This is a genomic window from Rhizobium sp. RM, from assembly GCF_013390595.1.
Lineage (GTDB): Bacteria > Pseudomonadota > Alphaproteobacteria > Rhizobiales > Rhizobiaceae > Agrobacterium.
In genome coordinates this window covers 763,320-787,879 of the sequence record NZ_JACAWV010000007.1, presented here as the reverse complement: position 1 = coordinate 787,879, position 24,560 = coordinate 763,320, and the positions used below count along the sequence as shown (strand labels likewise).

At 56.5% G+C, this 24,560-nt stretch carries 24 protein-coding genes; 6 read left to right on the top strand and 18 right to left on the bottom strand.

Features of this window, described 5'->3' with window-relative positions:
* Window positions 1-103: 103 nt before the first annotated feature.
* The gene (locus tag HWX89_RS08165) at window positions 104-1,333 is read right to left on the bottom strand and encodes a PQQ-dependent sugar dehydrogenase (RefSeq protein ID WP_138791990.1); all 1,230 of its coding nucleotides are present in this window, start codon (window positions 1,331-1,333) and stop codon (window positions 104-106) included.
* A 203-nt stretch (window positions 1,334-1,536) separates the two neighbouring features.
* On the opposite strand from HWX89_RS08165, the gene HWX89_RS08160 reads away from it, so the two are divergent.
* On the top strand, window positions 1,537-1,722 hold the full coding sequence (locus HWX89_RS08160) for a hypothetical protein (protein ID WP_138791991.1): 186 nt from the start codon (window positions 1,537-1,539) through the stop codon (window positions 1,720-1,722).
* On the opposite strand, the gene HWX89_RS08155 is transcribed toward HWX89_RS08160, so the two are convergent.
* From HWX89_RS08155 to HWX89_RS08145, 3 genes are read right to left on the bottom strand one after another with little or no spacing between them, the layout of a single operon-like run.
* Window positions 1,723-2,349 carry a class I SAM-dependent methyltransferase gene (locus HWX89_RS08155; RefSeq protein WP_138791992.1) on the bottom strand — a complete coding sequence of 209 codons (627 nt, stop codon included), beginning with the start codon at window positions 2,347-2,349 and terminating at the stop codon, window positions 1,723-1,725.
* Between the two features lie 9 nt (window positions 2,350-2,358).
* Window positions 2,359-3,027, bottom strand: coding sequence for a pseudouridine synthase (locus HWX89_RS08150; RefSeq protein ID WP_138791993.1), 669 nt, complete (start codon window positions 3,025-3,027; stop codon window positions 2,359-2,361).
* Between the two features lie 40 nt (window positions 3,028-3,067).
* Window positions 3,068-3,655 (bottom strand): IMPACT family protein, encoded by a 588-nt coding sequence (locus HWX89_RS08145; protein WP_138792264.1) that lies wholly within the window; start codon window positions 3,653-3,655, stop codon window positions 3,068-3,070.
* 129 nt (window positions 3,656-3,784) lie between these two features.
* Here HWX89_RS08145 and HWX89_RS08140 point away from each other — a divergent pair, with 129 nt between their 5' ends.
* Window positions 3,785-4,969: a TIGR03862 family flavoprotein gene (locus HWX89_RS08140; protein WP_246705124.1), complete on the top strand. Its 1,185-nt coding sequence runs from the start codon at window positions 3,785-3,787 to the stop codon at window positions 4,967-4,969.
* Here the strand turns inward: HWX89_RS08140 and HWX89_RS08135 are convergent.
* The 10 genes from HWX89_RS08135 to HWX89_RS08090 form a co-directional block, all read right to left on the bottom strand.
* Window positions 4,963-5,907, bottom strand: a complete 945-nt coding sequence (locus HWX89_RS08135; protein ID WP_138791994.1) for a 2-hydroxyacid dehydrogenase — start codon at window positions 5,905-5,907, stop codon at window positions 4,963-4,965. The two genes, HWX89_RS08140 and HWX89_RS08135, sit on opposite strands and share 7 nt — an antisense overlap.
* 132 nt (window positions 5,908-6,039) lie before the next feature.
* Window positions 6,040-8,388 (bottom strand): polysaccharide biosynthesis tyrosine autokinase, encoded by a 2,349-nt coding sequence (locus HWX89_RS08130; protein ID WP_138791995.1) that lies wholly within the window; start codon window positions 8,386-8,388, stop codon window positions 6,040-6,042.
* A 113-nt stretch (window positions 8,389-8,501) separates the two neighbouring features.
* Window positions 8,502-9,407, bottom strand: a complete 906-nt coding sequence (locus HWX89_RS08125) for a UTP--glucose-1-phosphate uridylyltransferase (protein WP_138791996.1) — start codon at window positions 9,405-9,407, stop codon at window positions 8,502-8,504.
* A 50-nt stretch (window positions 9,408-9,457) separates the two neighbouring features.
* Window positions 9,458-10,453 (bottom strand): glycosyltransferase family 2 protein, encoded by a 996-nt coding sequence (locus HWX89_RS08120; RefSeq protein ID WP_138791997.1) that lies wholly within the window; start codon window positions 10,451-10,453, stop codon window positions 9,458-9,460.
* The gene (locus HWX89_RS08115) at window positions 10,453-11,397 is read right to left on the bottom strand and encodes a glycosyltransferase family 2 protein (RefSeq protein ID WP_138791998.1); all 945 of its coding nucleotides are present in this window, start codon (window positions 11,395-11,397) and stop codon (window positions 10,453-10,455) included. Before HWX89_RS08115 ends, HWX89_RS08120 begins: the two co-directional genes overlap by 1 nt.
* Window positions 11,397-12,392: a glycosyltransferase family 2 protein gene (locus HWX89_RS08110; RefSeq protein ID WP_138791999.1), complete on the bottom strand. Its 996-nt coding sequence runs from the start codon at window positions 12,390-12,392 to the stop codon at window positions 11,397-11,399. The genes HWX89_RS08115 and HWX89_RS08110 overlap by 1 nt, the downstream gene beginning before the upstream one ends.
* A 16-nt stretch (window positions 12,393-12,408) precedes the next feature.
* Window positions 12,409-13,590: a glycosyltransferase family protein gene (locus HWX89_RS08105; protein ID WP_138792000.1), complete on the bottom strand. Its 1,182-nt coding sequence runs from the start codon at window positions 13,588-13,590 to the stop codon at window positions 12,409-12,411.
* A gap of 73 nt (window positions 13,591-13,663) precedes the next feature.
* Window positions 13,664-14,455, bottom strand: coding sequence for an endo-1,3-1,4-beta-glycanase ExoK (gene exoK / locus HWX89_RS08100; RefSeq protein WP_138792001.1), 792 nt, complete (start codon window positions 14,453-14,455; stop codon window positions 13,664-13,666).
* 4 nt (window positions 14,456-14,459) lie between these two features.
* Window positions 14,460-15,608 (bottom strand): acyltransferase family protein, encoded by a 1,149-nt coding sequence (locus HWX89_RS08095; protein WP_138792002.1) that lies wholly within the window; start codon window positions 15,606-15,608, stop codon window positions 14,460-14,462.
* 373 nt (window positions 15,609-15,981) lie between these two features.
* The gene (locus HWX89_RS08090) at window positions 15,982-17,460 is read right to left on the bottom strand and encodes a lipopolysaccharide biosynthesis protein (RefSeq protein ID WP_138792003.1); all 1,479 of its coding nucleotides are present in this window, start codon (window positions 17,458-17,460) and stop codon (window positions 15,982-15,984) included.
* A 119-nt stretch (window positions 17,461-17,579) separates the two neighbouring features.
* Between HWX89_RS08090 and HWX89_RS08085 the strand changes: the two genes are divergently transcribed.
* Window positions 17,580-18,545 (top strand): glycosyltransferase family 2 protein, encoded by a 966-nt coding sequence (locus HWX89_RS08085; RefSeq protein WP_138792004.1) that lies wholly within the window; start codon window positions 17,580-17,582, stop codon window positions 18,543-18,545.
* 51 nt (window positions 18,546-18,596) lie between these two features.
* Window positions 18,597-19,547 carry a polysaccharide pyruvyl transferase family protein gene (locus tag HWX89_RS08080; RefSeq protein WP_138792005.1) on the top strand — a complete coding sequence of 317 codons (951 nt, stop codon included), beginning with the start codon at window positions 18,597-18,599 and terminating at the stop codon, window positions 19,545-19,547.
* Between the two features lie 56 nt (window positions 19,548-19,603).
* On the opposite strand, the gene HWX89_RS08075 is transcribed toward HWX89_RS08080, so the two are convergent.
* Together HWX89_RS08075 and HWX89_RS08070 are read right to left on the bottom strand one after the other, a co-directional pair.
* Complete coding sequence (locus tag HWX89_RS08075; RefSeq protein WP_138792006.1) at window positions 19,604-20,596, bottom strand: glycosyltransferase family 2 protein; 993 nt, start codon at window positions 20,594-20,596, stop codon at window positions 19,604-19,606.
* Between the two features lie 125 nt (window positions 20,597-20,721).
* Entirely contained in the window at window positions 20,722-21,006 is a 285-nt protein-coding gene (locus HWX89_RS08070; RefSeq protein ID WP_138792007.1) for an exopolysaccharide production repressor protein, read from the bottom strand.
* A gap of 147 nt (window positions 21,007-21,153) precedes the next feature.
* On the opposite strand from HWX89_RS08070, the gene HWX89_RS26250 reads away from it, so the two are divergent.
* On the top strand, window positions 21,154-21,645 hold the full coding sequence (locus HWX89_RS26250; RefSeq protein WP_246705102.1) for a DUF6074 family protein: 492 nt from the start codon (window positions 21,154-21,156) through the stop codon (window positions 21,643-21,645).
* Window positions 21,646-21,746: 101 nt separating this feature from the next.
* Here the strand turns inward: HWX89_RS26250 and HWX89_RS08060 are convergent, their stop codons facing one another.
* Entirely contained in the window at window positions 21,747-22,637 is an 891-nt protein-coding gene (locus HWX89_RS08060) for a tetratricopeptide repeat protein (protein WP_138792008.1), read from the bottom strand.
* A gap of 121 nt (window positions 22,638-22,758) precedes the next feature.
* Window positions 22,759-22,974, bottom strand: coding sequence for a 30S ribosomal protein S21 (rpsU, locus tag HWX89_RS26440; RefSeq protein ID WP_138792009.1), 216 nt, complete (start codon window positions 22,972-22,974; stop codon window positions 22,759-22,761).
* Window positions 22,975-23,291: 317 nt separating this feature from the next.
* On the opposite strand from rpsU, the gene HWX89_RS08050 reads away from it, so the two are divergent.
* Window positions 23,292-24,545 (top strand): sarcosine oxidase subunit beta family protein, encoded by a 1,254-nt coding sequence (locus tag HWX89_RS08050; protein ID WP_138792010.1) that lies wholly within the window; start codon window positions 23,292-23,294, stop codon window positions 24,543-24,545.
* Window positions 24,546-24,560: the final 15 nt, after the last annotated feature.

Below are 24,560 nucleotides of genomic sequence, written 5' to 3'. Positions count from 1 at the left end.
ATCTGACGATATACGGGAAGGGCGATCGTATGTCAGCGCTTGATACGCGAAAGAGATACGGGCCGCTATTGGCAAGCGGCCCGTTCTCATGAAGGAAAGTTGGTTAGCTGGACTTGGCGATCCGCAGGATCTGCGAATTACCGCCGCCGCGCTGCTCGGTCACGGCATAAACAGCACCATCGGGGCCGACCTTCACATCGCGAATGCGTGCATCCAGTGGCAGCCTGTTCTCGGTCGCAACCTTATCGCCGTCGATTTTCAGGATCACCAGTCCTTGGCTTACCAGTCCGCCGACAAGGAACGCACCCTTCCATTCCGGAATTTGCTCTGCGTCGTAATAGACCATTCCAGATGGGCCGATAACAGGGTCCCAATAATAGGCAGGCTGTTCCATGCCGTCCTTGGAGGTCGCACCCTCGCCGACGGCGCGTCCGCTATATTCGACACCGTAAGTGATGACGGGCCAACCGTAGTTCAGCCCCGCTTTGGGCATGTTGAGTTCATCGCCACCCTTGGGGCCGTGTTCAACGGTCCAAAGCCTGCCCTGTCCGTCCAGCGCGGCCGCCTGCAGATTGCGGTGGCCATAACTCCAGATTTCCGGGAGGGCGTTCTTCTGGCTGGCGAACGGATTGCCCTCGAATGCCTTGCCCTCGGTATCGATCCGGAAGACTTTTCCGAGGCCGCTCGACAGGTCCTGCGCCTGAACGCGCGGTGTTGCATCGGAGCGTTCGCCGACTGTCACATAGAGCGCATTGTCTGGCCCAAAGACGAGCCTGGAGCCAAAATGCTTGTCGCCGTCATAGGTTGGCATCTGGCGGAAGATGACATTGACGTTTTCGAGTTTTGCTGTTCCGCCGTCCTCACTCAGCTTTGCGGATGCGACAGAGGTTCCGTTGCCGCCGTCACGGGGCTCAGAGAAAGAAAAGAAGATCGTGCGCGAGGTTTCAAAGTCGGGTGCAAGCGCAATGTCCAGAAGGCCACCCTGTCCGTCGGACGCAACGTCCGGCACGCCGTCAATCGCGGAGCCGGCCTTGCCATCGGCGACAATATGCATCGCGCCCTCCTTGGCGGCGACTATCATGCGGCCATCTGGTAGAAATTCCATCGACCACAGATGCGGTAAGCCGTCTGCGACAACGGATGTTTCGACGTCTGGCTGTGCGGTCGCCTGAGGTGCTCGAGTTTGACCTTCAAAAGCCGGTTTTTGATCTGGTGCGTTAGCCCGTCCTGTCTCAACGGGCGAAGCAGATTGCGCATAGGCGGCGCTCGAGAGCGACGCTCCCACCACTGCCCAGAGCATTGTCGAGGTCAAAAATCGTTTGTTGCGGAACATGGATCTCCCTTCCGTCATTACCGTCAGCAAAGAACCATATGGGAGGCATTTCGTTTCAATCGATGCATTCAAGAAAACTTGATGGCATCGTGTTCGCAAAAGGAGGGGTTTGACGCGCAATGCGCTACTTCTCATCCATTCGAAATTGCAGGGAACTGCAATGGGTTCACGTGCGTTTCTGCTCTGATACGATGGAGGGAACTATGCAGGTCATCGATAACAAAAACCTAGACGGTAGCGGGATAAAACCGATCCTCAACGTTGCCGAATTCTGCCGACGTTACCGTCTCGACAAGACGGAAGAAACGCGCCTTCGCAAGCTGTTCGGCGATTTCGCCACGCGCCATGAGCTTCTCATGAATGCCCAGCGTAAACCGGTTTCGCGTTGATCAGTCTTCTATGTCGGCCGTTTTTCCGAAGATCATAAACACATCGTACCGGGTGTTTTTACCAAGTATCTGATGCGAGGGTTTTCGTATGCCCGGCATCGGATCGGCCCGCAGCGGCCATTTCAGTACGACCCTCTTTGTAGCGTTGGCCAGAGCCACTTCCATCAACTGCACCTGGTCTGGATCAGCGCCGACGAGTTCGCGAAGCACGCGCATCTCTTTCTTGACCAGTGCCGTATTGTGTCTGGGTGGGTGCATTGGATCGACAATCACCACCTCAGGTGAAAGCTCTTTCAATAATTCCCTGGAATCACCATGCAGTAGCGTCATGCGGGCCGCAGTTTCGGCGTAGGCGCCGCCAGCTTCAAGTGCACGTCTTATGCCATCCTCAAGATGGGCGTGCATCCCCGCAGAGCGCTCGATGAGCGTGACATCGGCGCCTAGTGAAGCGAGCAGGAATGCATCGCGCCCAAGGCCGGCTGTCGCATCGACAATCCTCGGCGTACGCCCTTTGGTGAAACCTGCAGCTTTTGCCAGTGCCTGTCCGCGCCCTTCACCAGAGCGGAACCTGTGACCGACCGCGCCACCGACAAAATCCACCACGAAGCTTTCGTCTTCTTCTTTCATTCGTCGCTCTCAGAAGGGGCAGGGCACAACATAGCGAACGTCTCGGCCATCCGGGTGCCGGAAGGCCACCTCCTCGGCATGCAACATCAGTCGGGAAGCGCCCGCCAAGGCTTCGCCATCGGCATAAAACTCGTCGCCAAGGATGGGATGGCCGATCGCCTTCATGTGAACGCGCAATTGATGAGTACGGCCTGTCAGAGGGTGAAGCCGAAGCCGTGTGGCAGGCAGAGGCAGCCGTTCCAGCACATGCCATTGGCTTTGCGCGGTTTTACCGTGCTCGTAGTCGACCCGGTGACGAGGCTTGTTGTCGGGATCGATCGCAAGCGGCAGATCCACTTCGCCGTTCTCGCCCTGAACGTCTCCCCAGACCACAGCGATATAGGATTTCTGCGTTTGCCGATTTTCAAATTGTGAGGCGATCGCAGCATGGGCCTTTCGGTTGAGCGACAAAAGCACGATGCCGGATGTGTCCTTATCCAGCCGATTTATCATCAAGGCCTTTGGAAATTTCTTTTGCACCCGCGTCAGCAAGCTGTCGGACAGGACAGGATCGCGCCCCGGCACCGACAGAAGTCCGCTTGGCTTGTCCAGCACAAGAAGATCGTCATCGCGGTGAACGATCGTCAGGTAGGGTTCAAGCGGTGGATTATAGATCGGGTTCGAAAGCTTGGACGACATTTTCGTTCTTTATCACGAAACCACCACTCGGCCAGAGTGGTCAGACCGGAATATGCAAATTGACCCGCCCGCTTGTTAGGTCGCTTAACAATCGTCCAAGCTTTTCAGCCTCTTCGGTTGGCACGGACAGCCGCATATCAGCACCGGTGGCAGTGAAATCCTCGGCGTCGACTTTGAGATTACGGATTGCTGAAAGCCTCGATTTAACCAGAGCCAGATCGGAAAACGGGCAACTGAGGGTCGCGGTGAGATAGGCTATCACCGGCGATTTTTCACCGAGCCTCAAACACGCGGCTGCTGTTCCGCCATAGGCCCGGATCAGGCCGCCACTGCCAAGGAGAATGCCCCCGAACCAGCGCACGACAAGCACCGCGACATTGTCGAGTTCCTGTCCATCAATGGCCTGGAGGATCGGTTTACCCGCCGTTCCGGAGGGTTCGCCATCATCGCTAAATCTGTAGATCTGTCCTGTTCGCCAGGCCCAGCAATTGTGGTTCGCAGCAAAATCGGAATTCTCAGCCAGAAAGGTCTTTGCATCCTCCTCGCCGGTGATCGGCGCGGCAAACGCAATGAAACGGCTTTTTTTGATATCCTGCGAAAAGGTGACGGGCTGGTCGAGTGTGAACATGCCCATGCAATATCGCATATATTCCGGCGCGCAAATCGGTATAAGGCAGCGATGATGGATGGTGACGGAGATAAGCACGTGACTGGCGTAAGGCAGATCGCAATCGTCGGCGGTGGACCGGCAGGTCTGATGGCAGCCGAGATGCTGTCGGCTGCGGGCCATGCTGTCACGGTCTTTGAAGCGATGCCGACGGTCGCAAGAAAATTGCTGATGGCGGGGAAATCCGGCCTTAACCTCACCCATTCCGAGGACTACGAAAACTTCGTTCACCGATTTGGTACGGCCGAACCGCGTCTGCGTACCGCACTCGATGCTTTTACGCCTGCCATGTTGCGTGACTGGGCGGTGGGTTTGGGGCAGGAAACCTTTACAGGAACATCGGGCCGTGTATTCCCAACGGTGATGAAGGCGTCTCCACTGTTGCGAGCGTGGTTGTCACGGTTGGAAATGCAGGGCGTTGTCATCAAGACGCGCCACCGTTGGACAGGATTTACGGGCGACAGTCTTCGGTTCGAAACACCGGCTGGACCGATGACCGCCACGTTCGATGCCGTTTTGCTGGCGCTCGGTGGCGCCAGTTGGCCGCGCCTTGGCTCGGATGCCGCCTGGGCTCCGTGGCTCGCCGAAAAGGGTGTTGTCGTCTCTCCCTTCCGCCCTGCCAACTGCGGTTTCGACGTCGACTGGAGCGAGACATTTCGCGAGCGTTTCGCCGGTGACGCTTTAAAATCGGTTGTCGCCATTTCCAGTACTGGTGCGTTTCCGGGCGAGTTCGTCGTCACCAGACATGGTGTTGAGGGCAGTCTCGTTTATGCACATTCGGCCGCACTTCGCGATCAATTGGACGAGACCGGAAAAGCTTCCCTCATCGTCGATCTGGCGCCCGGCCGAACGGTGGAGCGACTTGGACGCGATCTGTCCAAGCTTGGTCGCAAGGAAAGCTTTTCCAACCGGTTACGCAAGGGAGCCGGGCTTTCAGGGGTAAAGGCTGCGCTGCTACGAGAGCTCTTTCCTGACATTTCCTCTCTACCGGCAGATCTGGTGGCCGTGCGGATCAAGCATGCCGAGATCCCACTGGCGCGGACAAGGCCGATTGACGAGGCTATTTCTTCCGCCGGCGGGGTCGCGTGGCAGGGCGTCAGAGACGATTACATGCTGGAGAAGCTCCCCGGCGTCTTCGTCGCCGGGGAAATGCTTGACTGGGAAGCACCGACTGGTGGCTACTTGTTGACCGCCTGCTTTGCGACCGGAAAAGCCGCCGCCAACGGCATTGCGACATGGTGCAGGCAGGGTCTCTCAGACCGCGCGGATCAGTAACCGCGCGCCATATCCACTGTCTCAGGCAAGACACCTGTGGTCCGCCACTTGCCGATATTGGCAGCAACGATCCTTGCCGAACTTTCGCGGCTGGTGGGGGCGGAAATATGCGGTAAAACGGTCACTTTCGGGTTTCGCCAGAGCGCAGACGACTGCGGCAATGGTTCCTGATCGAAGACATCGAGCACAGCATGCGACAACTTGCCGGAATCGAGTGCTGCGGTGAGATCATCGGTTACGATGACAGGGCCACGCCCGAAATTGATGATCTCTGCACCGTCCTTCATCACGCCGATGCGGTCGGCGTTAATAAGGCCACGTGTATCGTCTGTAAGCGGTACCAGGCAGACAAGAATGTCGCTTTTTGCAAGCAGGCTGTTCAATCCGGTTTCGCCGGTCAACGTTTCCACATTGGCGATTGATTTTGGTGATCGGCTCCATCCTGCGACATTGAAGCCGGCGTCCAGAAGTCGTTTGGCGGCAACAGCACCGAGAGCACCAAGTCCCAGCAAACCGACGGTGACATCTTGCGGATGGCGGTAATCCAGGTCCTTCCAGATGGCATTCTGCTGATTGTTGCGATAGGCGGGCATATCGCGCTGCAGATAATAGGTCCATGCGAGCACTGCTTCCGCCATCACGCGTGACAGTTCAGGATCTTTCAGCCGAACGATCGGTGGTGCCTTTTGCCCGAGTTCGAGGACCAGCCGCTCAACGCCTGCCCACAGACTGTGAATCCATTTAAGCCCCGGTAAAGCTGCGATATCGGCTGGGTCAGGATTTGCGACGATTGCCAGTTCCACCGCCTGTTTCTGTTCTTCACTCAGTTCGGAAAAGGAAAGAATGGTTTCCTCCGGCATGGCCGCGCGAAGGGCGGTTTTCCAGATGGTTTCGGATTCCGAATCCGATCGGGAAACAAAGGCAATGGGTGTCGGCATGAGAAATTCTGTCCTGCTCATTGATGCGATTTGATCGGGCACCATCAATGCGCAATTCGCGCGCCAAATCCACACGCAAAAATGAAATCCGACAAAGAAACGGCCCGGTCAGGTGCCGGGCCGTTCTGGTCTTTATGCTGGTTCCTTGGCGGGCTGTTTGGCGTCGCCGTAATAGGCCGCAAATTTCTCGTGATAGTGCTCCGAACCGCCCGGTCCTGCGTAGCGCTGCAACTCGGTCATGTCGGTCTTGTTCAACACGATACCGAGCGTCTTGTTGGCGATTTGCGGTTCGTTGGCCATGACGTTCTGTACCATCTGGATCGGCGTCTTGCCCCATTCGGTCACGAACACGAAACCATCCACCTGCGATGCGAAAGCCTTTGCATCGATCACTGGAACGACCGGTGCCAGGTCGACGATGATGTAGTCACACGCTTCGCGTGCGGCATCGATGAACTTGCGCATGCCAGATGACGACAGAAGTTCACTGGAATGGGCGAACTGGTTGCTGGTCGAAACAGGAAGAATGCCCATTTTCGTACGGCTATCGACCTTGACCGCCTGCGTCCAGGGAACCTCGTCGAGGACCACTTCCACAAGACCTGCAGATTGACGCGTGGTGAGCATGCGGCTGAGACCCGGGTTGCGGATGTCGGCGTCCACCACCAGTGTGCGTTTGCCAGTTGATGCGATCAGCCCCGCGAGGTTGAGCGCAACGACAGATTTACCTTCGTTCGGCAGGCAGGAAATCACGCCAATGACCCGGCATTGGCGCTCCTGAATGACAACGTCCGCCGTCAGCTTCACATTGCGAAGCGTTTCGGCAAAGCTCGAGCGCGGGCTATCGACGGCAAGACGGAGCATCTTCTGGAACGAGACCTGCCCGTTGGCGTCGATGGTTGCATTTTCACCACCGGGGGTCGCGGCGCTGTTTCCTGGCTTGGCAGCCTCGACACCACGCTCACCGATGAATGGCAGGTAGCCCAGGAAACGCATACGCAGATTGTCGCGCACATCGTTGCCAGTGTGGAAGAAGCGGTCGCGGAACTCGAGCAGTGCTGCGACACCGCCACCCAGCATCAAGCCAAGAATGACCGAAAGCGCCATCGTCATGGTTTTCTTCGGGCTGGAAGGCGAGGTCGGAAGTCCGGCTTCTGAGATGACGCGGGCCTTGGCAATCGGGAACGACTGCTTTTGCGCGGCTTCTTCGAAGCGTCCGAGATAGGACTGGTAAAGCGTGCGCAACGCCGTGGCACGCTGATCCAGTTCACGCAGTTGGACCATCGTCATGTTGGTCTGCGAGTTACGTCCTGCGACGCGATCGATGTTTTCGCGAAGCGACTCCACGCGGGAGTTGGCCACGTCATATTCATTCTTGAAGCTGCCGGTAAGCTGCTGCAGTTCCTGGAAGATCTGACGCGCAACTTCTTTCTTCTCACCGTCAAGCGCTACCGCCTGCGGGTGATCGGCGCCGAACTGCTCGACGATCCCCTTCTGACGGTCGGAGATGGTGATGTAACGCTTGCGAAGATCCTGAATGACGGTGTTGTCAGTGTCACGGGCCGAAACGACCGCGTTGTCCACGGCGGCATCTGGGCCGCGGTCGATGATCGACTTATATTGGTTGTAGCGTGCGGAAGCGGTAGCGGCATCGGCCTGTGCGGCAATAAGCTGGCCGTTGAGATCGGCAAGCTGGCCTTCCGAAATCAGTTCGCCGCGCGAGGAGATGATGTTGTTGTCCGCCTTGAATTTTTCGACGGCGAGCTCGGCAGCCTGGGCACGCTGATTGAGGTCGCTGAGGCGTTCCTGCAACCAGACAGAGGCGCGCTCACTGGCGTCGAAGTTGGCGTTGAGCTGCTCCGTCAGATAGGCCTGTGCATAGGTCTTGGCGATCTGTGCGGCAAGCTGGCGGTCGATGGACCGCGTCGAGATTGCGATCACGGAACTGCGTCCAACGCGTTCGACGGTCAGCGATTGCTGGAGAACGGCGGCGGCCTTTTCACGGCGTCCAGCACGGAGTGCGGCTTCGGAGACTGGCGGCTCGCCTGGCGTAAGCAGATTTACAATGCCACGCACGGACGATTTCACCAGTTCGGCCGGCGACATCGGCGGATTGACGATGGTGTCGTTCTCATCGAACTTCGCCTTGTCGACGACGGTCAGCGCCATTTCCTTGGATTTCAAAATTTCCACGGCGCTGGCAATACGGTTGTCGACGATCTGGGCTGCCGGGACCGGTGATTCCTCTTCCGCATAACGAGACAGGCTTTCATCCAGGAGGACCTGCGTCATCGCGGTATAAACAGGGGTTGCAAGCACCAGATAAAGGCCAGCCAACACCATGCTGGCGACCACACAGGCGGCAATCACGTTGGCGCGACGCATCACGGCCGCCCAGAGGCGATCGAGGTCAATGAAGGTGTCGGCATCCTTGCCCTGATCGGCAAAATTGATGTTGGATTTAAAGGTCTTGTGGTGCATGGACCTACCTTGTGAACTAAAAAATGGCGCGGGAAGCCAAGCCTTGCTCGCCTTCCCGCCTCCCGTTGTCTCGGCGCGGTCAGGGATCAGAAATCCCACCGCGCGTGGTGATGTCAGGCCGCCTGAACGCGGCTTTCATGGTTGGCGACCAATTCCTTGATCGAAGCCAGAACCTGTTCTTCCATATCCGCACGGAGCAGCGAAAATGCGACGTTGGCGGCAATAAAGCCCTGCTTGCTGCCGCAGTCGAAGGTACGACCAGTATATTTCTGAGCGTGGAACGCCTGCTTTTCAGCCAGTCGTTTCATGCCGTCGGTCAACTGGATCTCGTTGCCTGCACCGCGCTCCTGCCTCGCGAGAATGTCGAAAATCTCCGGCTGCAGAATGTAGCGGCCATTGAGATAGTAATTCGACGGTGCCTTGGACGGTTCCGGCTTTTCGATCATTTCGGTGACGGAAAAGCCGTGGCTGACCTTCGCGCCCACGCCAACAATGCCGTAGGAGGAGGTTTCCGCCGGAAGGCATTCCTCGACGCCGAGGATGTTGCCGCCGACTTCGTCATAAAGCTCCATCAGGCCGGCTATGCAGCCGCGTGCGCCGTAAGAAACCATGTCAGGCAGAAGAAGGGCAAAAGGTTCGTTGCCAACCAGTTCGCGGGCACACCAGACGGCGTGGCCGAGACCGAGCGGCACCTGCTGGCGGGTATAGCTGACCGTGCCTGCTACCGGCAGCATCTTCTCAAGCTGGAGCACCTGCACCGTCTTGCCGGAGCGGGTCAGCGTGTTGATCAGTTCCGGTGCGCTGTCGAAATAGTCTTCGATCGCGGTCTTGTTGCGGCTCGTGACAAAGATGATGTGCTCGATACCTGCCTGCATGGCCTCGTCAACGGCATACTGCACGACGGGCCGATCGACGATCGTCAGCATTTCCTTCGGCATTGCCTTCGTTGCGGGCAAAAAGCGCGTGCCGTTTCCGGCAACGGGAATAACGGCTTTTCTGACAGTTTTCTTCATGTCCATCGCGTTCTCCTTCATCAAGGTTTTGATCTGTCCCCAGTCCCTTGCAAACTTTATGAAATCTGTCTTTTCACCCCTGTGTTTGCTGCGGGCGAAAAAAGTGCCTCCCGCAAGCGTCGTAACCGTACGGCGACCGGCATTCTCAAATGACCGATGACCGCAGGATCTTTGATGGTCGTTTTCAGGACGCCAAGAATAGACCGGCGCTTGATGTCCTCGACCAATGTCAGAAAGTTGAAGGCAAGGCTCAGGCTGCGACTTCTGGCCTTTTGCGCATCCATGGCGGCGGGCAGCAATGTGTAGTGGCTGAGAAAATCTCGGTCGGCCTTCATCATCGCTTCGACGTGACTGATTTCCAGCACGCGCGAAATCGAGCCCTCGCGGATGTTGTAGATATAACCAGGCTTCGGCTCGATAACGCAGAGGCCGCCGGCGGCCAGTGCCGAAGCAAGCAGGATGTAGTCTTCGCCAATGCGAATTTCCTCACGGAAACGCAGTGCGTTGTCGTTGAGAAAATTCCGGCGGAACATCGGTTTCATGTAGCCGAAATTGAAGGTCGTCCGGAAAAGAACGTTTGATCCGATAAACTGCTCAAGCGTCAGAACCGGCATGTTTTCGAGCATGTCTTCCGGAAACATCGTATCCATCGGGCGGTCGTCCAGATAGACGACGTCGAGATTGTCGACGGCGATAGCGGCATTGGCAGTTTCTGCCCGAGATACCATGCAGGCGGTGCGCTCCGGGCGGATGACATCATCGGCATCGAGCACTGCAATCCAGCGCCCTGTCGCAGCCTCGATGCCTGCGTTACGGGCGGCGCCGGGACCACCGTTTCGTTCAAGTGCAATGAGCTTTACGCGCGGATCGTTGCCACCGATTTCAGCGACGATGGATCGCGTTTCGTCGCTGGAACAATCGTCCACAACGAGGATCTCCAGGTCGACATGCTTTTGCTCAAGCGCGCTCTGAATGGCCGCGGTAATGGTGTCGGCGGCATTGTAAGCGGCAATGACGAAGCTGACGTCCGGCTGCGAAATCTGGTTGTCCATCAGATCGCCTCCACCGTTCCGTATTGGCGGATTTCGCGTACGCCGAACGCGCCGCTGGCTGAGCCCAGATGTAATGCGCCGCGCAACGCATAACGATTGCGACGAACCGCATCGAAGCTGCTGAGTGCAGCAAATGTCGCACAATAAAGCACCTTGGAGCCAGCCGTCAGCATCTGCATGACACGCCGGATGCCCGGTTTCTTTTCCGCAAGCACGCGGCCATGGGTCTGTCCCGAGCGGAAGCGGCGTTTGGCGAGCCACATGAAGCTGGCCCGGCTTTCCGGAACGGGTTCTGACAGCATGGCATTTTCAGCGAAGGCGATCTGCCCGCCTGCTGCATGCATGTAGGAGAAGAAATGCGTGTCCTCGCCACCGCTCTGGCCAAGCGCGAGGGCAAATCGTCGGCCCTTTACCGGCGGTGCTTCCATTTTCAGAAGTGTGTTGCAGGTGTAGCCAGTGATGATGTCGCCATTGACCCAGACGGGCACAGTGGAGTGAAAATCGCCGCGTTTCATCCAGCCAGGAGCATTGTCGCGATAGACGGCGGTAACCGGCCCGAGAACCGCTTCGGCGCCCGTTTCACGCGCTTTTTGCAGAAGAGCTGAAAGCCAATGAGGCGGTGCTGTTTCATCGTCATCGATAAATGCCAGGTAGTCGGCCTTGCATTCGGAAAGGCAAGCATTGCGGGCAATCGAAATGTTCGACTTGGGGCAATGCACGTAAGTGATTTCGAAAGGCGCTGTCTTGCGCAGCCGTTCGACACTGGCTTGCGCACTCGGTTCCGCGTCATTGTCCGCGACGATCAGGCGAATTTTCACATCCTGAGGAACGTCCAGTTCGAACAATGACAGAAGTGTGGCGACCAGTGCGGGGCGTCTATACGTGCAGATGCCGATGTCAACGGTGGTCACAGAATTCGGTTGGATGACGGTTGTGTCGTTCATCAGGCAGCCTTTTTTCCCCGGAATTTCAGGAGTTCCAGCCAGAAGCCGGTGGACCAGGCGAAGTGCATCACCATGGCTGAGAAGGCCGCGAGTGGGCCGTATGGGTTTTTCTGACCGATAGCCATCCACAAGCCATAACCGAGACATGCGGCAATCCAGAGGCCAAGTGGAATAAGAGCGACCCAATGATAGAGGGACAGCAGGGCAAAGACGAAAACCGGCAGCACGGCCAGCGGGATCATCTGGCGGATTTTCGGAATGGAGCGGTGCTTCAGCAGGTTCTTTGCGCGGCCACGGCCATAAGCCAGATATTGTTTGAAGAGCGGCAGGACACTGGAGCGTGGATAATAGGTCATGCGTGTCTTGTCGGTCATCCAGATGCGGAAGCCTGACTTGCGCAGACGGAAATCCAGTTCCGCGTCCTCATTGTGGCTGAATGTTTCATCGTAACCGCCCACGGCATCGAAAGCGGCGATCCGCATCAGCGCGTGGTGACCATGGTCGATCCAGTGACCTTTGGCACCTTCCCGGTGTTTGGAGCCGCCATTACCGAGCTTGGAGTTCTGCGCCATGGCCGTGGCCTTCTGGAAAAGCCCATGGCCCACGGTGTCCATCGCAACCACAACGGAATCGGCGCCGGTGCGCTCCGCGTCCTCGATGAGACGCAGGCAATAATCGTCAGGATAATCGCCATGTGCATCGATACGGATGAGGTAGTCGTAATCCTGGCCGAACGTCGAAACGGCAAGGTTGATACCCGCACTCTGGATACGCTTGGGATTGGGAAGCAGCGTCACGCGCTCATCGTTTGTGACAAAAGCATCCACGATGTCGCGGGTCCCATCCGTGCTGCCACCATCGGCCACCACGACCCGGAAATTTTTTCCGTCCATCATGCCAGTAAACTTATGCAGCAGCGCCTCGATCGTCTTTGCCTCGTTGAGGCAAGGAATAACGATCAATGTCCGGATCTTGGAATTTACGCGACTTTCCATGACTTGCCCCCACGCATTACACAGTTGAAAAGGCCGCTTCACTGGCATGGCCCGAAGCGGATTTGGTCAGGTTGGAAAGTTTGTGGACCAGGAGACGGCAATCGTCTCGGTCCGTCAGCCACTGTTTTTCGTCCTGCGCAGCAAGTGTCTCGAACGCGGCAGAGTAGGTTTCCGGCGTCATCGTACTGAAAAGCGCGGCAAGGTTTGCAGCTGTCGCGTCCGGCAGGGTGAAGCCGATATTGCGTTTCTGGATGAAACGGGCGGTTTCTGTGCCTGTTACGGCAATGGGAAGCGCGCCATGAAGGCAGCCCTCATAAAGCCGGTTGGGCAACAGCCAGCTCGAGTTCTGGCCCTCTTCGAAGAAATCGATAGCCCAGGTGAACTGCACTTCATTGTAGATCGAAGCCAGTTGCTCGGGGTTTTTGTAAGGACCGTGGAAGTGAAGGTGCGGTGCGTTCTTTACAAAACCATCAAAATCCGAAAATTCGGAATAGGCGGGTCGGCCACGCAGAATGACCTCGACCTTTCCATCCATTTCCCTGGCGAATGCGGCAAGTATTTCCAGCGATTTGCGGCAGCGCAGTGCACCGAACCAGCCGATTTTCCATGGTTGGCCGGCTTCAGGAAGACGAGGGTGGGGTTTTTCCTGTGTGACGGTATCGAGCGCCAGAACCTTGTTTTCCTGCAGCAGAACGGGCAAATCGAGGCCGGAAATCGGCTTGAAATAATGCTCTACAAAAGCCGGAGAACTGGTCATCAGAAGTTTTGCGTCGCGTGCGAAATAATGCTGTGCGGCGTTGAGGGCCTTGCCCACCTTGCCTTGGTTTAAAAGCAGGCGGTGAATGTCGAGGCATTCGTAAACAAGCGGTATGTCGCCTCCGTAGAGCGCGAGCGCGCGTTTTGCCAGTGCCAGCATTTCCAGATTGCGTGCGATGACGATGTCAGGGCGTGCAATCCCTTGCAGTTTCCCGCCGAGCGAAAGGCTGGCGAGCACCACTGCCTTCACACGCTGCGGAAATTTTCCGTCCGCAGTCTCGCCGAGCGCGATTGGGCGAACCCCTTCGATATCCGCGAGCTGGTTTTCTCCGCGGCGGAAACCAGCCAGCGTAACCTGCGCGCCGCCTGCAATCAGTGTCAGAACCCGCCGTCGAATGGCGGGATCGGACAGATCGTGGGCGAGATAAAGAACATGGGTCATAAAATCGTCCTGGCTGGGATCTCGACCTGAAAGACGTCGAGGCTCATGCTTGGGCATCAAAAGTCGCTGGCGCTCAGTTCAGCGCGCAAGCGATCGACTCGGAGAATTGGCATTTGTCGCCGAGCGCGGTGAAGGCGACGCGGTCAACCGTCATTTGTGTGGCGCCAGAGTAGGAAAAGGCGCCCATCCAGTCCTTGAGCGTATCGGTGCCCCAAAGGCTGAAGAAAATCTTCTGCGCATTTTGCGGAATTTTTGTCGGGTCGGTCACTTCATGCACGAGCGTGCCGTTGACGTAATAACGCAGGCGCTCCGGCTCCCAGACGAAAGCGAAGTCATTGAAGCCGGCATCCGCGCCACCGGCCACGGGAACGAGCTTTTCATTGCCGCCCTTACCGGAAATATACTGGTTGAGCTGCACCTTCGCCGAGTTCTTGCCCAGCACTTCGAAGTCGATTTCGTCGTGCGGCTTTTTATCGGTCGGGCCGATATAGGTGAAGAATGCCGAGTTGAGACCGGAGCCGGTCGCAGCCTTCACACGCGCCTCATAGGTTCCATAGCGGTATCGTCCCTTGGTCTGGATTTCGCCGCAGGAATACTCGCGGTCGCCGGCTTTTCCCTGCTGAAAACCGAGCTGAAGTTGGCCATTTTCCACGCGGGCAAGCTTTTTCGACCAGGTGCAGTTCTGGTGCGCACCATTTGACCAGCCGTCCGAGACGTACCAGAAGCTACGGTCCATCGCGTCGAAGTTCTCGACGAAGGAGGCACCATTGCCTTCCTGAGCCTGGCCTGGTGTTGCAAGTGGCATGGCAAGCAGCAATGCGGAAAGAAGAAGGTGCGGTCGAACGCGCGTCGCAAATTGTGTCATCGGTTCACCTCTGGCGTTGCGAGTAAAGTGTTTCTGACCGGGTGGGCATTGGTGGAGACGCCGGCTTTGTCGCGGAATCGCCAGTGATCTTGCGCTTGCCGCTGCGGCTCCCGGTCAAAAGGGCGTAGAGAGCCGGCAGGTGTTTGCGGACCTGCGTGTTGCTGACGACGAGGATGACAAAAGCCACCAGTGTCGCGCCGACATAGAAGGCAGGATAGAAATCAGGTCCTGCCTTGTTCCAGACCATCCACATCAGAACGAGAAGCGGATAGTGGGCGCAGAAAATCCAGAAGCTCAGGCTTCCCGTCTGCGCAAGACGCTGCCCAAGCCTGCTGCGGATCAACAGGGCGGAGGATGCCCAGAAGCCGATGGCGCCGAAAACGGCCAGCAGGTTGCGTGACAGGCTCAGCCAGAAGGTAAATTCCGGACCGGTGAAATATAGGCCGGTCGCAAGGGCAGCAGAAGCAACGAGTGTCAGAAGCATGATCGGCAAAGCAAAAGGATCAAGCGCTTTGACATCAACCCGATGCAGGGCGAGCGCGATACCGAGCGAGAAACTGAACAGGATCGATTTTTTCTGGACGATGAAGATCGTCACGTCCGGAACGGCGGTGATGAGCAGCAACACGGCAAGTGTCGGTAGCGCGAAACGCCGCATCAGGAATGCCAGGATCGGGGACAACAGAATGCAGGCGAAAAGATCGCGTAAAAAATAGAGCGGTACATTTATTGGCAGCGTTTCGATGGCCATGCCGTGACTGACGATTTCGCGCGGAGTGGCGTTCCAGATATCCGGAAAATAGCCGACGCTGAGGTCAAAATGCTGGAGCAGCATGATCGCCAGAAACAGCGCTCCGTTCCACAGCAGAAACGGCAGCAGCACCGTTTTCGACTTGGAACGTATCGTAGCAGGATAGTCGAATTCACTCATTCCGCGACGGAACAGCAAATAGCCGGAGATCGCGCTCAGGCACGGCACACCGATCCGAAACAGGGCGTCGCCGAGAAAAACGCGAAGCCAGTCGAAGAAGCCATAGAGACCCAGAAACGGGCTCGTGTAGGGATCGTGCGGCACATGGACAAACACGATTCCGGATATCAGCAATATACGCATCAGGTTGATACGGGAGGATAGGTTCTGATCGACCGTCACATCAGTCACCCCTATTTATGCGGCGTCCACCCACGCCGCGTTGCAACCAGAGCGAACCTAAGTCCGCCTGGCAAAGTCTGTTTTCGACTTGAGGGTAAAATGTGGCGACGCAGGAAAAAGACAAGCTAAGATTTTGTGGGTAATTGTCTGTCTTTTTCCGATTTTTATAGGAAAAATGATATTAAGTATCTGAATTAAAACGTTTTGTTTTTATTTTTATTACAGGTCGAAAATTGCTGTCGCGCAATGAATTATCATCCGTCATAATGTTGCAATGCAAAAAACACACCTGTTTCGTCACGCTTCTGTGAAGGCGTGCGCCGCGAACAGGGGGTGTTCGCGGCGAAAATGGGGCGCAGGCAAGATGCTGTTTTTAACTCTGGGTTGCGGGTTCTCGCGTACGTCGCGCTTTGACCATGCCGAGAATTTTTTGCAGCAAGGCTCGTTCTGTCAGGATAACGAGGACACCGTAGATCAGCCCGCCTGCGGCCGCGCCGACGAGAACCTGCAGGGTCGCGCCCTGAATGCGATCACCCATAAACTCAAGCAGATAACGCACACAAATCGCCATCACCAGCGCCGAGATCATCGGCCTGCTGCTGACATAAAGGCCGCTGAAAAACGGGGTGTCGCTGGCCTTGAAGACCGCCCAGGAATAGGCGACGAGGGTGACGGCGTTGACAATGCAAAGCCAGACCATGGCGTCGATCAGGGTGCCGTAAAGTGCTGCGATCCAGACCGCCGCAGTGGTGACAATGGCGCGAATCGTCGCCGACCAGAACAGGACACGTCCGTACCCGGCGCCTTTCAGATAGGGAATGAAAGTGCTGCAGGGCGTCAGGATTGCCTTCGAAAGGGCCAGCAGTCCAAGGACGGGCCAGGCATAAGCCCAGTTCGGGCCGAAGATCACCAGCATGGCGGGTTCGGCGACAGCCCAAAGACCGAACATCATGGGGGCGAGCAGCACGGTCAGCACCTGCGTGCTGAACATCAGCGCATCGCGCCGCCGCTGCGGGTCGTCCATCATTCGACTGAAAGCCGGAAAAAGCACGCCCATGACGGCAGACAACACGACCTGGTTGGGTATGCTGGCAAACCGGTTGGAAGCAGAATATGCGCCCGCGTCGGCAAGCCCGAGATGTCTGGCAATGATGACCATCGGCGACTGAAAGGTGACGAAATTGGCGATTTCGGAGCCCATCAGACCAGAGCTGAAACCAAGAAGCGGCACCAGTCGACGTGGTTTCATGACAAAGCGTGGGCAATAATGCGACACGGCGTAAAGGCCGATCAGTCGTATCAGGGCAGCGGCAAAAAGCTGGATGATCAGCGCCCAGACGCCAAAACCCATGAAAGCGAGAGCCACGGCAACCACCGCAGCAATGCTTTCCGAAAGCATGCTCCAGACGGCGTCCTTGCTGAAATTCATGCGCCGGGCAAGAAGCGAATAAGCGACATCGCCCGCCAATTGCAGCGGAATGAGAAAGGCCATGATGCGCAGCAGATAAGCACTTTCCACGGCGCCGAGCAGTCCGCCGAAGAACTCTGCCCAGGTGTATAGGATGGCAGCCATGGTGCAGGAAATGGCGAGATTGGCCCAGAAGACGGTATGGATCGTGTCCATATCCTCTTCTTTTTCGACGATCAGAGCGGAGGTCAGCCCCGCTCCGGCTATCATGGTCAGAAATTGTACGACGGTTAAGCCGACAGCAACAACGCCGAATTCTTCGGGCGACAGCAATCGCGCCAGAATGGGAACCGTGACAAATTTAAGCCCGAATGTCCCTGTTTTTGACAGGACGCTCCATCCGACATTCGTGGTGATAGATTTTATATTTGGAGCTGGGGGCATACGTGCATCCTGTTTCTGGAGGCCGGCGAGGGAGGAAAGCCGGTTGGGAGTTGCCGATACCATCGGGTCCGCTGAACAATCGGACCCGAAACTTCTTGATCAACGCAAGGGGCGAAACAATGGCAAGATTTACAGTCGTTATTCCCTATTATCAAAAGCAGCATGGAGTCCTGGGTCGCGCCCTGGCATCGGTGTTTGCGCAGACCTATCAGGACTTCGATCTTGTCATCGTCGATGACGAGTCGCCATACCCGATAGAAAACGAACTCGCTGATCTCACGACAGCCGAGCAGGACCGGATCACCGTCATCAAGCAGGCGAATGCCGGCCCTGGCGGTGCACGCAACACTGGCCTGGATAATGTTCCGGCGGCAAGTGCCTATGTTGCATTTCTTGATTCCGACGACATCTGGATACCAGATCATCTGAAGAATGCAGCCCACGCGCTCGATACATATGAGGGCGAATGCTATTGGGCTTCCATGCAGGCAAGTGACGAATTTTATTACCATTTCGCCATTTCCGAGCTGGAGAAAAATGAAGGTGCGGCGCGTCTTTCGGAGCGGCCATTGCTGATCGAGCTACCCGATCTTGCGAGTGTCATGCTGCGGAACTGGAGCTTCCTGCATCTTTCCTGCATGGTCATCGGTCGGCGGCTTTTCGAAAACATCCGTTTCGATCCGGCGCTCAGGCTGGCGGCTGAAGACGTGCTGTTTTTCTGCGATTGCATCCTGGCATCGCAACGCACACTGTTGTGTGACGATGCTGGCGCAATGCGTGGTATGGGCGTCAATATCTTCCACAGCATCGACAACACCTCACCGGAATTTCTGCGGCAGCAGTTCAATACATGGGTTGCGCTCGACACGCTGGAGGGTCGTTTTTCCCGACGCCCTGATGACGTTGCCTCGATCGCTTCCTATAAAAACACGGCACGCAAACAGGCGCTCTGGAGCCAGGCAGGCAAACTGAAACAGCGCAAAGTTCCCGAATTCGGGTTGCTTCTGAAGTGGGCGATCCGCGATCCGGCAATTCTTCGGGCCGCGTTTCAGCTTGGAGCGGGCAAAATTGTCGGTTCTCGCTGAGTGAATTTTCGCCCGTAAGAATTTATATGTTTTTTATCGAGGAGTAACCTCATGAAACCTTACCACTGGGAATCGCATCACGGCAATTTCGGTGACGATCTCAATCTCTGGCTCTGGGATTTCCTGCTTCCCGGCCTGCGCGACGTTCATGACGACGTTCTGCTTGTCGGTGTCGGCACCGTGTTAAACGATGTCCTGCTACCGACCAGACAGCGCAAGCTCGTTATTGGCAGCGGATATGGGTATGGCGCGGTGCCAGATGTCAGTACGGGGCTGTGGGACATTCGTTGCGTGCGCGGCGAAAAAACCGCTGCAAAGCTCGGTCTCGCTCCTGAAATGGGCATTGTCGATCCGGCTGTCATGGTCACCGAGATGCCTGACTTCAAAGGTCTGCCCAAGGTGTACAAGAAAACCTTCGTTCCGCATTGGGAATCGGCGGAGTTCGGCATGTGGGAAACGGTATGCGAACCTGCTGGCCTGACCTATCTCGATCCACGTGGCGAGGCGAAGTCGGTCATCCGCGCCATCGCACAGTCTGAATTCATCGTGGCCGAATCGATGCATGGCGCGATCCTTGCCGATGCCTTCCGTGTGCCGTGGGTCGCCGTCACGACATCGACTTCGATCAACAGCTTCAAATGGAGCGATTGGGCAGGCACCGTCGATGTCAAATACGAGCCGCGTTATGTGCCGGTGTCGACACGTGCCGAGGCAGCCAAAAAGGGGTCACGTTTCTGGGGCATGAATTTCCCACCGCCAGCGCCGGTTGCCGTCGTTGAGCACGATGTTGCGGTTAGGGATGAGGGTGATGTGCTGGTGCGCGAGCAGCCGGCGCAGAAACCGCTCCGCAAGCTAGCCAAGCAGGTGCTTGCCGCACCCTCGACGCTGGCGCTCTGGCAGGCCAGCCGGGCGGAACCTCGTCTTAGTCCCGATGGCAGGCTGGAGGAACGCAAGGAGCGTTTTGCAGCGGTGCTCGAAACGATCAAGCGCGATTATCTTTAAATTCGTCTGTAGGAATCAAAGAAAAAGCCGGTGGGGTAACCACCGGCTTTATCGCGTCAGGATATGGGGGTTCCGGTCAGCAGGTATCGAATGTCGCTGACCTGTTGCGGGGATCGGCGGAACCGCGCCGTCTTGTCCTTCCAGATGCCGCTTGTGATGGCGGGGACGGCAGGCAAACGGCTGAGCGCATGGCCAAGCGCTCCACCCATGCCCTTCTGCTTTTTCGTGTCTAGGAAATGGCGCAGCTCAAACTTGCTGCGAATATGCCTCTCATGCTCGCGCAGAACAGCTTTTTCTGCGGCAGAAAGATTGGCGGCGGCAAGGATAGCCCTGTCGGCCTCGTATAGCAGACGCAAATCCTCCGTGCGATGTCGGCCACTCAGAGAGTTGCCGCGTACGATTGCGCCATAACCGCAGTGACGGATCACCTTGTAACGGGCGCCGGCGGCAAGGGCTCTGACATAGAGCTCATAATCTTCGCCGAGACGCATGCCTTCATCGTAACGCAACGCATTCCTGTCGAGAAACGACCTGCGTATGACCGGTTTCAGGAAGCCGGTTTCGCCGCGTTCGACACCGGGCCTGGATATGTTGCCTTCAACGAACTCCTTCAGCGACAAAAAATGCGACTGCGGCTCGAAGCTTTCTGGAACCATCGAGGATGCACCGGCGACTGTCTGCTGAATGAAGGCGATGTTGTCAGCAACCATGTCCCAGTCATCTTCGGCCAGCATGGCGGCAAACCGGCCTTTGAAGAAGAAATCGTCGGCATCGAGAATGCTGATAAGCGGTGCAGAGGAAATGGAGATCGCATGGTTGCGCGCAGCCGACGGGCCACGATTGGTGTCGAATCGCGAAACCTTCAGGCGGCCGGTGCCATCGTCCGTGGCATGGGCCACATCACTGGTTTTATCGGAAGATCCATCGTCTATCACCACAACCTCAGCCACTTCCGACTCGGCAAGAGCTGAGCGGATAGCAATGGCAATCGTGTCGGCCGCGTTCTTCGCAGCGATAATGACGCAAATGGACTGGGAACCGTTGGCCATTTCATACCCTTCTGCTTCTGCGTTGTGGTGAGGACTTGGCCAGCAGAAAGTGTCAGGGGTATGGATGCAACCGATAAAAAATTAGGGGTGAGTTTAGAGAGGGGGCTGAATGGTTCAGAGCGGAGCTACATGTCCGTCAATTTGGCGCCAGAATGTGGAACACCCTTGATGCTGTCTGAAGACGCGTTTTCAGCACTTCGTTCTCTCTGAAAAGGAGAGGAGTCTCGGAGCTGCTTTTTTTCACGCGCGACAAGAACAAGAATACCGACGAAGTAGCCGACTTGAAGAACAACGGCAGCAATCAGGGTTTGAATAAACGCCGTATAAAACGAGCCATGAATGAAGTAGGTCGCAACCGCAAAGACGAGCAAGGCACCGATCATGCTGACGAAAACACGCGGTGCATACATGGTGCTCTCCTCCCGAGAACGATTGCTCCGTTTTTGGCTGCGAGATTTCATGGCTTTTCTTGACTGAAATATACGATGAGACAGGTGCTGTTTCAACACACTTATACTTCTTCTATCTTCGGGGGCATGAAATTTTGGTAATGTGAATTGGTAAATTCAAACGTAACGGTCGGCGATGTGCTTTGTCCGGCCGTTAATTTCGCGCCGAGGCCGGAACCTCAAAATGTAAAAATCCGGTCGAAAATGAAACGTTTAGGCGAAGCTGCACCTGCAGAAGCCACGCATTTCAACCTTTCGCGGCTGCCTCCAGACTTCGTTAACCATATCGCCTTTAAAAAGTCGGGATTGATTCCTCGAAGAGTAGGTGCCCGCGTGACGACGAATTCGGAAATAATCGCCTTCCCGGCCAAAAATCGCATTGCTGATGTAAAACGCTGTGCTGTTATGCTCGATCGTCTGCACGGGGCGGAAGCCAATGATTTCTGGCGAAACGAGTGCCGGGAACTCGCCGCGCACCTGACCCGGATCGGCTATGAGGATGCCGCGATGCGTCAGGAAATCATGGAATTCCAGGAGGCCGTTCAGGCTGAGCTTTGGGCCAATGTACTGGCACCGGAAGCGCGTCGCGACAGCAACTGAGGTCCAATCCGCGCCTCGAGCCCATCGGCGGATATTCGACAGTATTCAAACAAAAAAGCCCGGAATATCGTTCCGGGCTTTTTTGTTGGTTTTCGTAGATATCAGGACGCGCCGCGCGTACGCGCAATGCCGTCGAGAGCCGGTTTGTACTTCGGGTCAAGACGTGCGGCATGGGAATAAGACTTGGCAGCCTTGGCAGTCTCGCCGCGGCGTTCGTAGACCAGTGCCTGGTTAGCCCAGGATTCGGCTATCTTGTCGTCCAGAGAAATGGCGTGGTTGAAATCGGCGAAAGCATTTTCGTCGTCATTGAGTGCAACGTAGGAAAGGCCACGGCCGTTGTAAGGCTCCGGCGACGTCGACGACAACGAGATGGCCTTGGAAAAGTCCTCGATTGCCTGCGCGTGCTGATTGCGAAGCTGATAGATCAAGCCGCGGTTGTGCCAGGCGCGTCCGTCGGTCGTTTCCAGTTCGATTGCACGCGAGAAATCGTTGAAAGCCTCGTTTACACGTCCCGACTGGCGATAGAGATTACCGCGTCCGATCAGGGCAACGTCATAGCTTGGATTGATCTGCAGCGCCGAATTGTAATCCTGCAGGGCCTGCTGCTGCTGTCCCGAGTTACGATAGACAAGGGCGCGGTTCGCATATGCCTGATAGAAGCGCGGGTTGAGCTGGAGGGCCTTGTTGAAGTCCTCGATCGCGCGGCGCGAATCGCCGGAGCGGCCGTAAGCCGAGCCACGAACGTTGTAGCCTTCCGGATCTTGCGGATTGGCGTTGATGACCGATGTCAGCGAGGCGATGTTTTCCTGCGAACCCTGGGCGCGGTCGATCCGGAATACGTCTTCCGTCTGCTTGGACGTGGCGCAGCCTGCAAGGGTTGCAAGCATGGCGCATAGAATGACTGGGGAACGGAACCGTTTGTTGTTCTTTATCGACACCCGGTGCGTGGAGACATCGGAGTTTTTCACAACACAAGCATCAACAGCGGTCATTCGATATGGGTTCCCTCGCACGCCGGTCTCTTTGGACGTCCCCGGCTTCAAACAGAAAAAGCGGCGGCGACAATATCGCCTCCGCCCAACAAGCACTCAAAAACGTCTAAAAGACGGCCTATCAGCGGCCAGCAACCAGACCTTCGCGCTGTGCACGCTTGCGTGCCAGCTTGCGAACGCGGCGAACCGCTTCAGCCTTTTCACGAACGCGCTTTTCTGAAGGCTTTTCAAAGTGATCACGCATCTTCATTTCACGGAAAACGCCTTCGCGCTGCAACTTTTTCTTCAGAACGCGGAGCGCCTGATCAACGTTATTATCGCGGACTAGTACCTGCACGTGAAACACATTCCTTTGGTTTTGGCTATGTTGCTGTGGGAATCTGGGACATTCGCACGCAAACAAGAAAAGTTTGGTTTGGCCACGAAGGCCGTACGATTGAGCGGGCGTATAACAGATAGTTCACCTTAAGTCCAGCTATAAGTCCAAAAGCGCCAGAAAACGCGGCTTTTTGGCACTTCAGCGAGGCATGTCAAAACAAAAGCATGGTCGCGTCGCAAAATGAATATTGCCTGCGATTTCGATTTGTCATGTGTATGATATCGCCGGGCCGGTGTGTCCGACCTTCGATCGTTTTGTCTGGGAGCAGTCTGCGAATGCGCAAATATTCCGTTTTTGCCGTGGCCCGTGAGGCCCTGCGCGGCCACAAGGGCTGGGACGCGCAATGGGCGTCGCCGGAACCTCGCAAGGAATATGATGTCATCATCATCGGTGGTGGCGGTCACGGTCTTGGTGCCGCCTACTACCTTGCCAAGGAGCATGGCATCACCAATGTCGCCGTGCTTGAAAAAGGCTGGCTTGGTGGCGGCAACAGTGGACGCAACACCACCATCATCCGCTCCAATTATCTTTATGAAGAGAGCATGGACATCTACGAGCATTCCCTGAAACTTTGGGAAGGCCTGAGCCAGGATCTCAATTACAATGTGATGTATTCGGCGCGCGGCGTGATGATGCTGTCGCACAATATTCACGACCAGCAGTCGTTCAAACGCCATATCAATGCCAACCGGCTCTATGGAATAGACAATGAATGGCTGACACCGGAGCAGGCCAAGGCATATTGCCCGCCACTCGATATTTCCGGCAATGCCCGATATCCAATCAATGGTGCAGCATTGCAGAGGCGCGGCGGAACAGCACGTCATGATGCCGTCAACTGGGGTTATGCCCGTGCGGCCTCCGATCGCGGCGTCCACATCATTCAAAACTGTGAGGTGACTGCGATCCGCCGTGGGCCGGATGGCGCCGTAACGGGTGTTGATACCAATCGCGGCTTCATCGGTGCAAAGAAGATCGGGGTATCGGCTGCAGGTCACTCTTCTGTCGTTATGGCGATGGCGGACGTGCGGGTGCCGTTGCACTCCAATCCGCTGCAGGCGCTGGTTTCTGAGCCTTTGAAGCCGATTTTCCCCTGTGTCGTCATGTCAAATACGGTGCATGCCTATATCTCGCAGTCGGACAAGGGCGAACTGGTCATCGGCGCTGGCACCGACCAGTACAACTCCTATTCCCAGACAGGCGGCTTGCAGATCATCACGCACACGCTCGATGCCATCTGCGAGTTGTTCCCCATCTTCCGGCGCGTGAAAATGATGCGTCAATGGGGCGGTATCACCGACAACACACCTGATCGCTCGGCGATCCAGAGCGTGACGCCGGTGCCCAATCTTTTCGTCAATTGCGGCTGGGGGACGGGTGGCTTCAAGGCAACACCTGGCTCAGCACACCTGTTTGCGCATCTTATCGCACGTGGCGAGCCACACCGGCTCGCGGCCGGGTTGACGCTCGACCGTTTCCGGACCGGCCGCCTTATCGACGAGGCAGCGGCTGCTGCCGTGGCGCATTGAAGCAAAGGGGAAAAC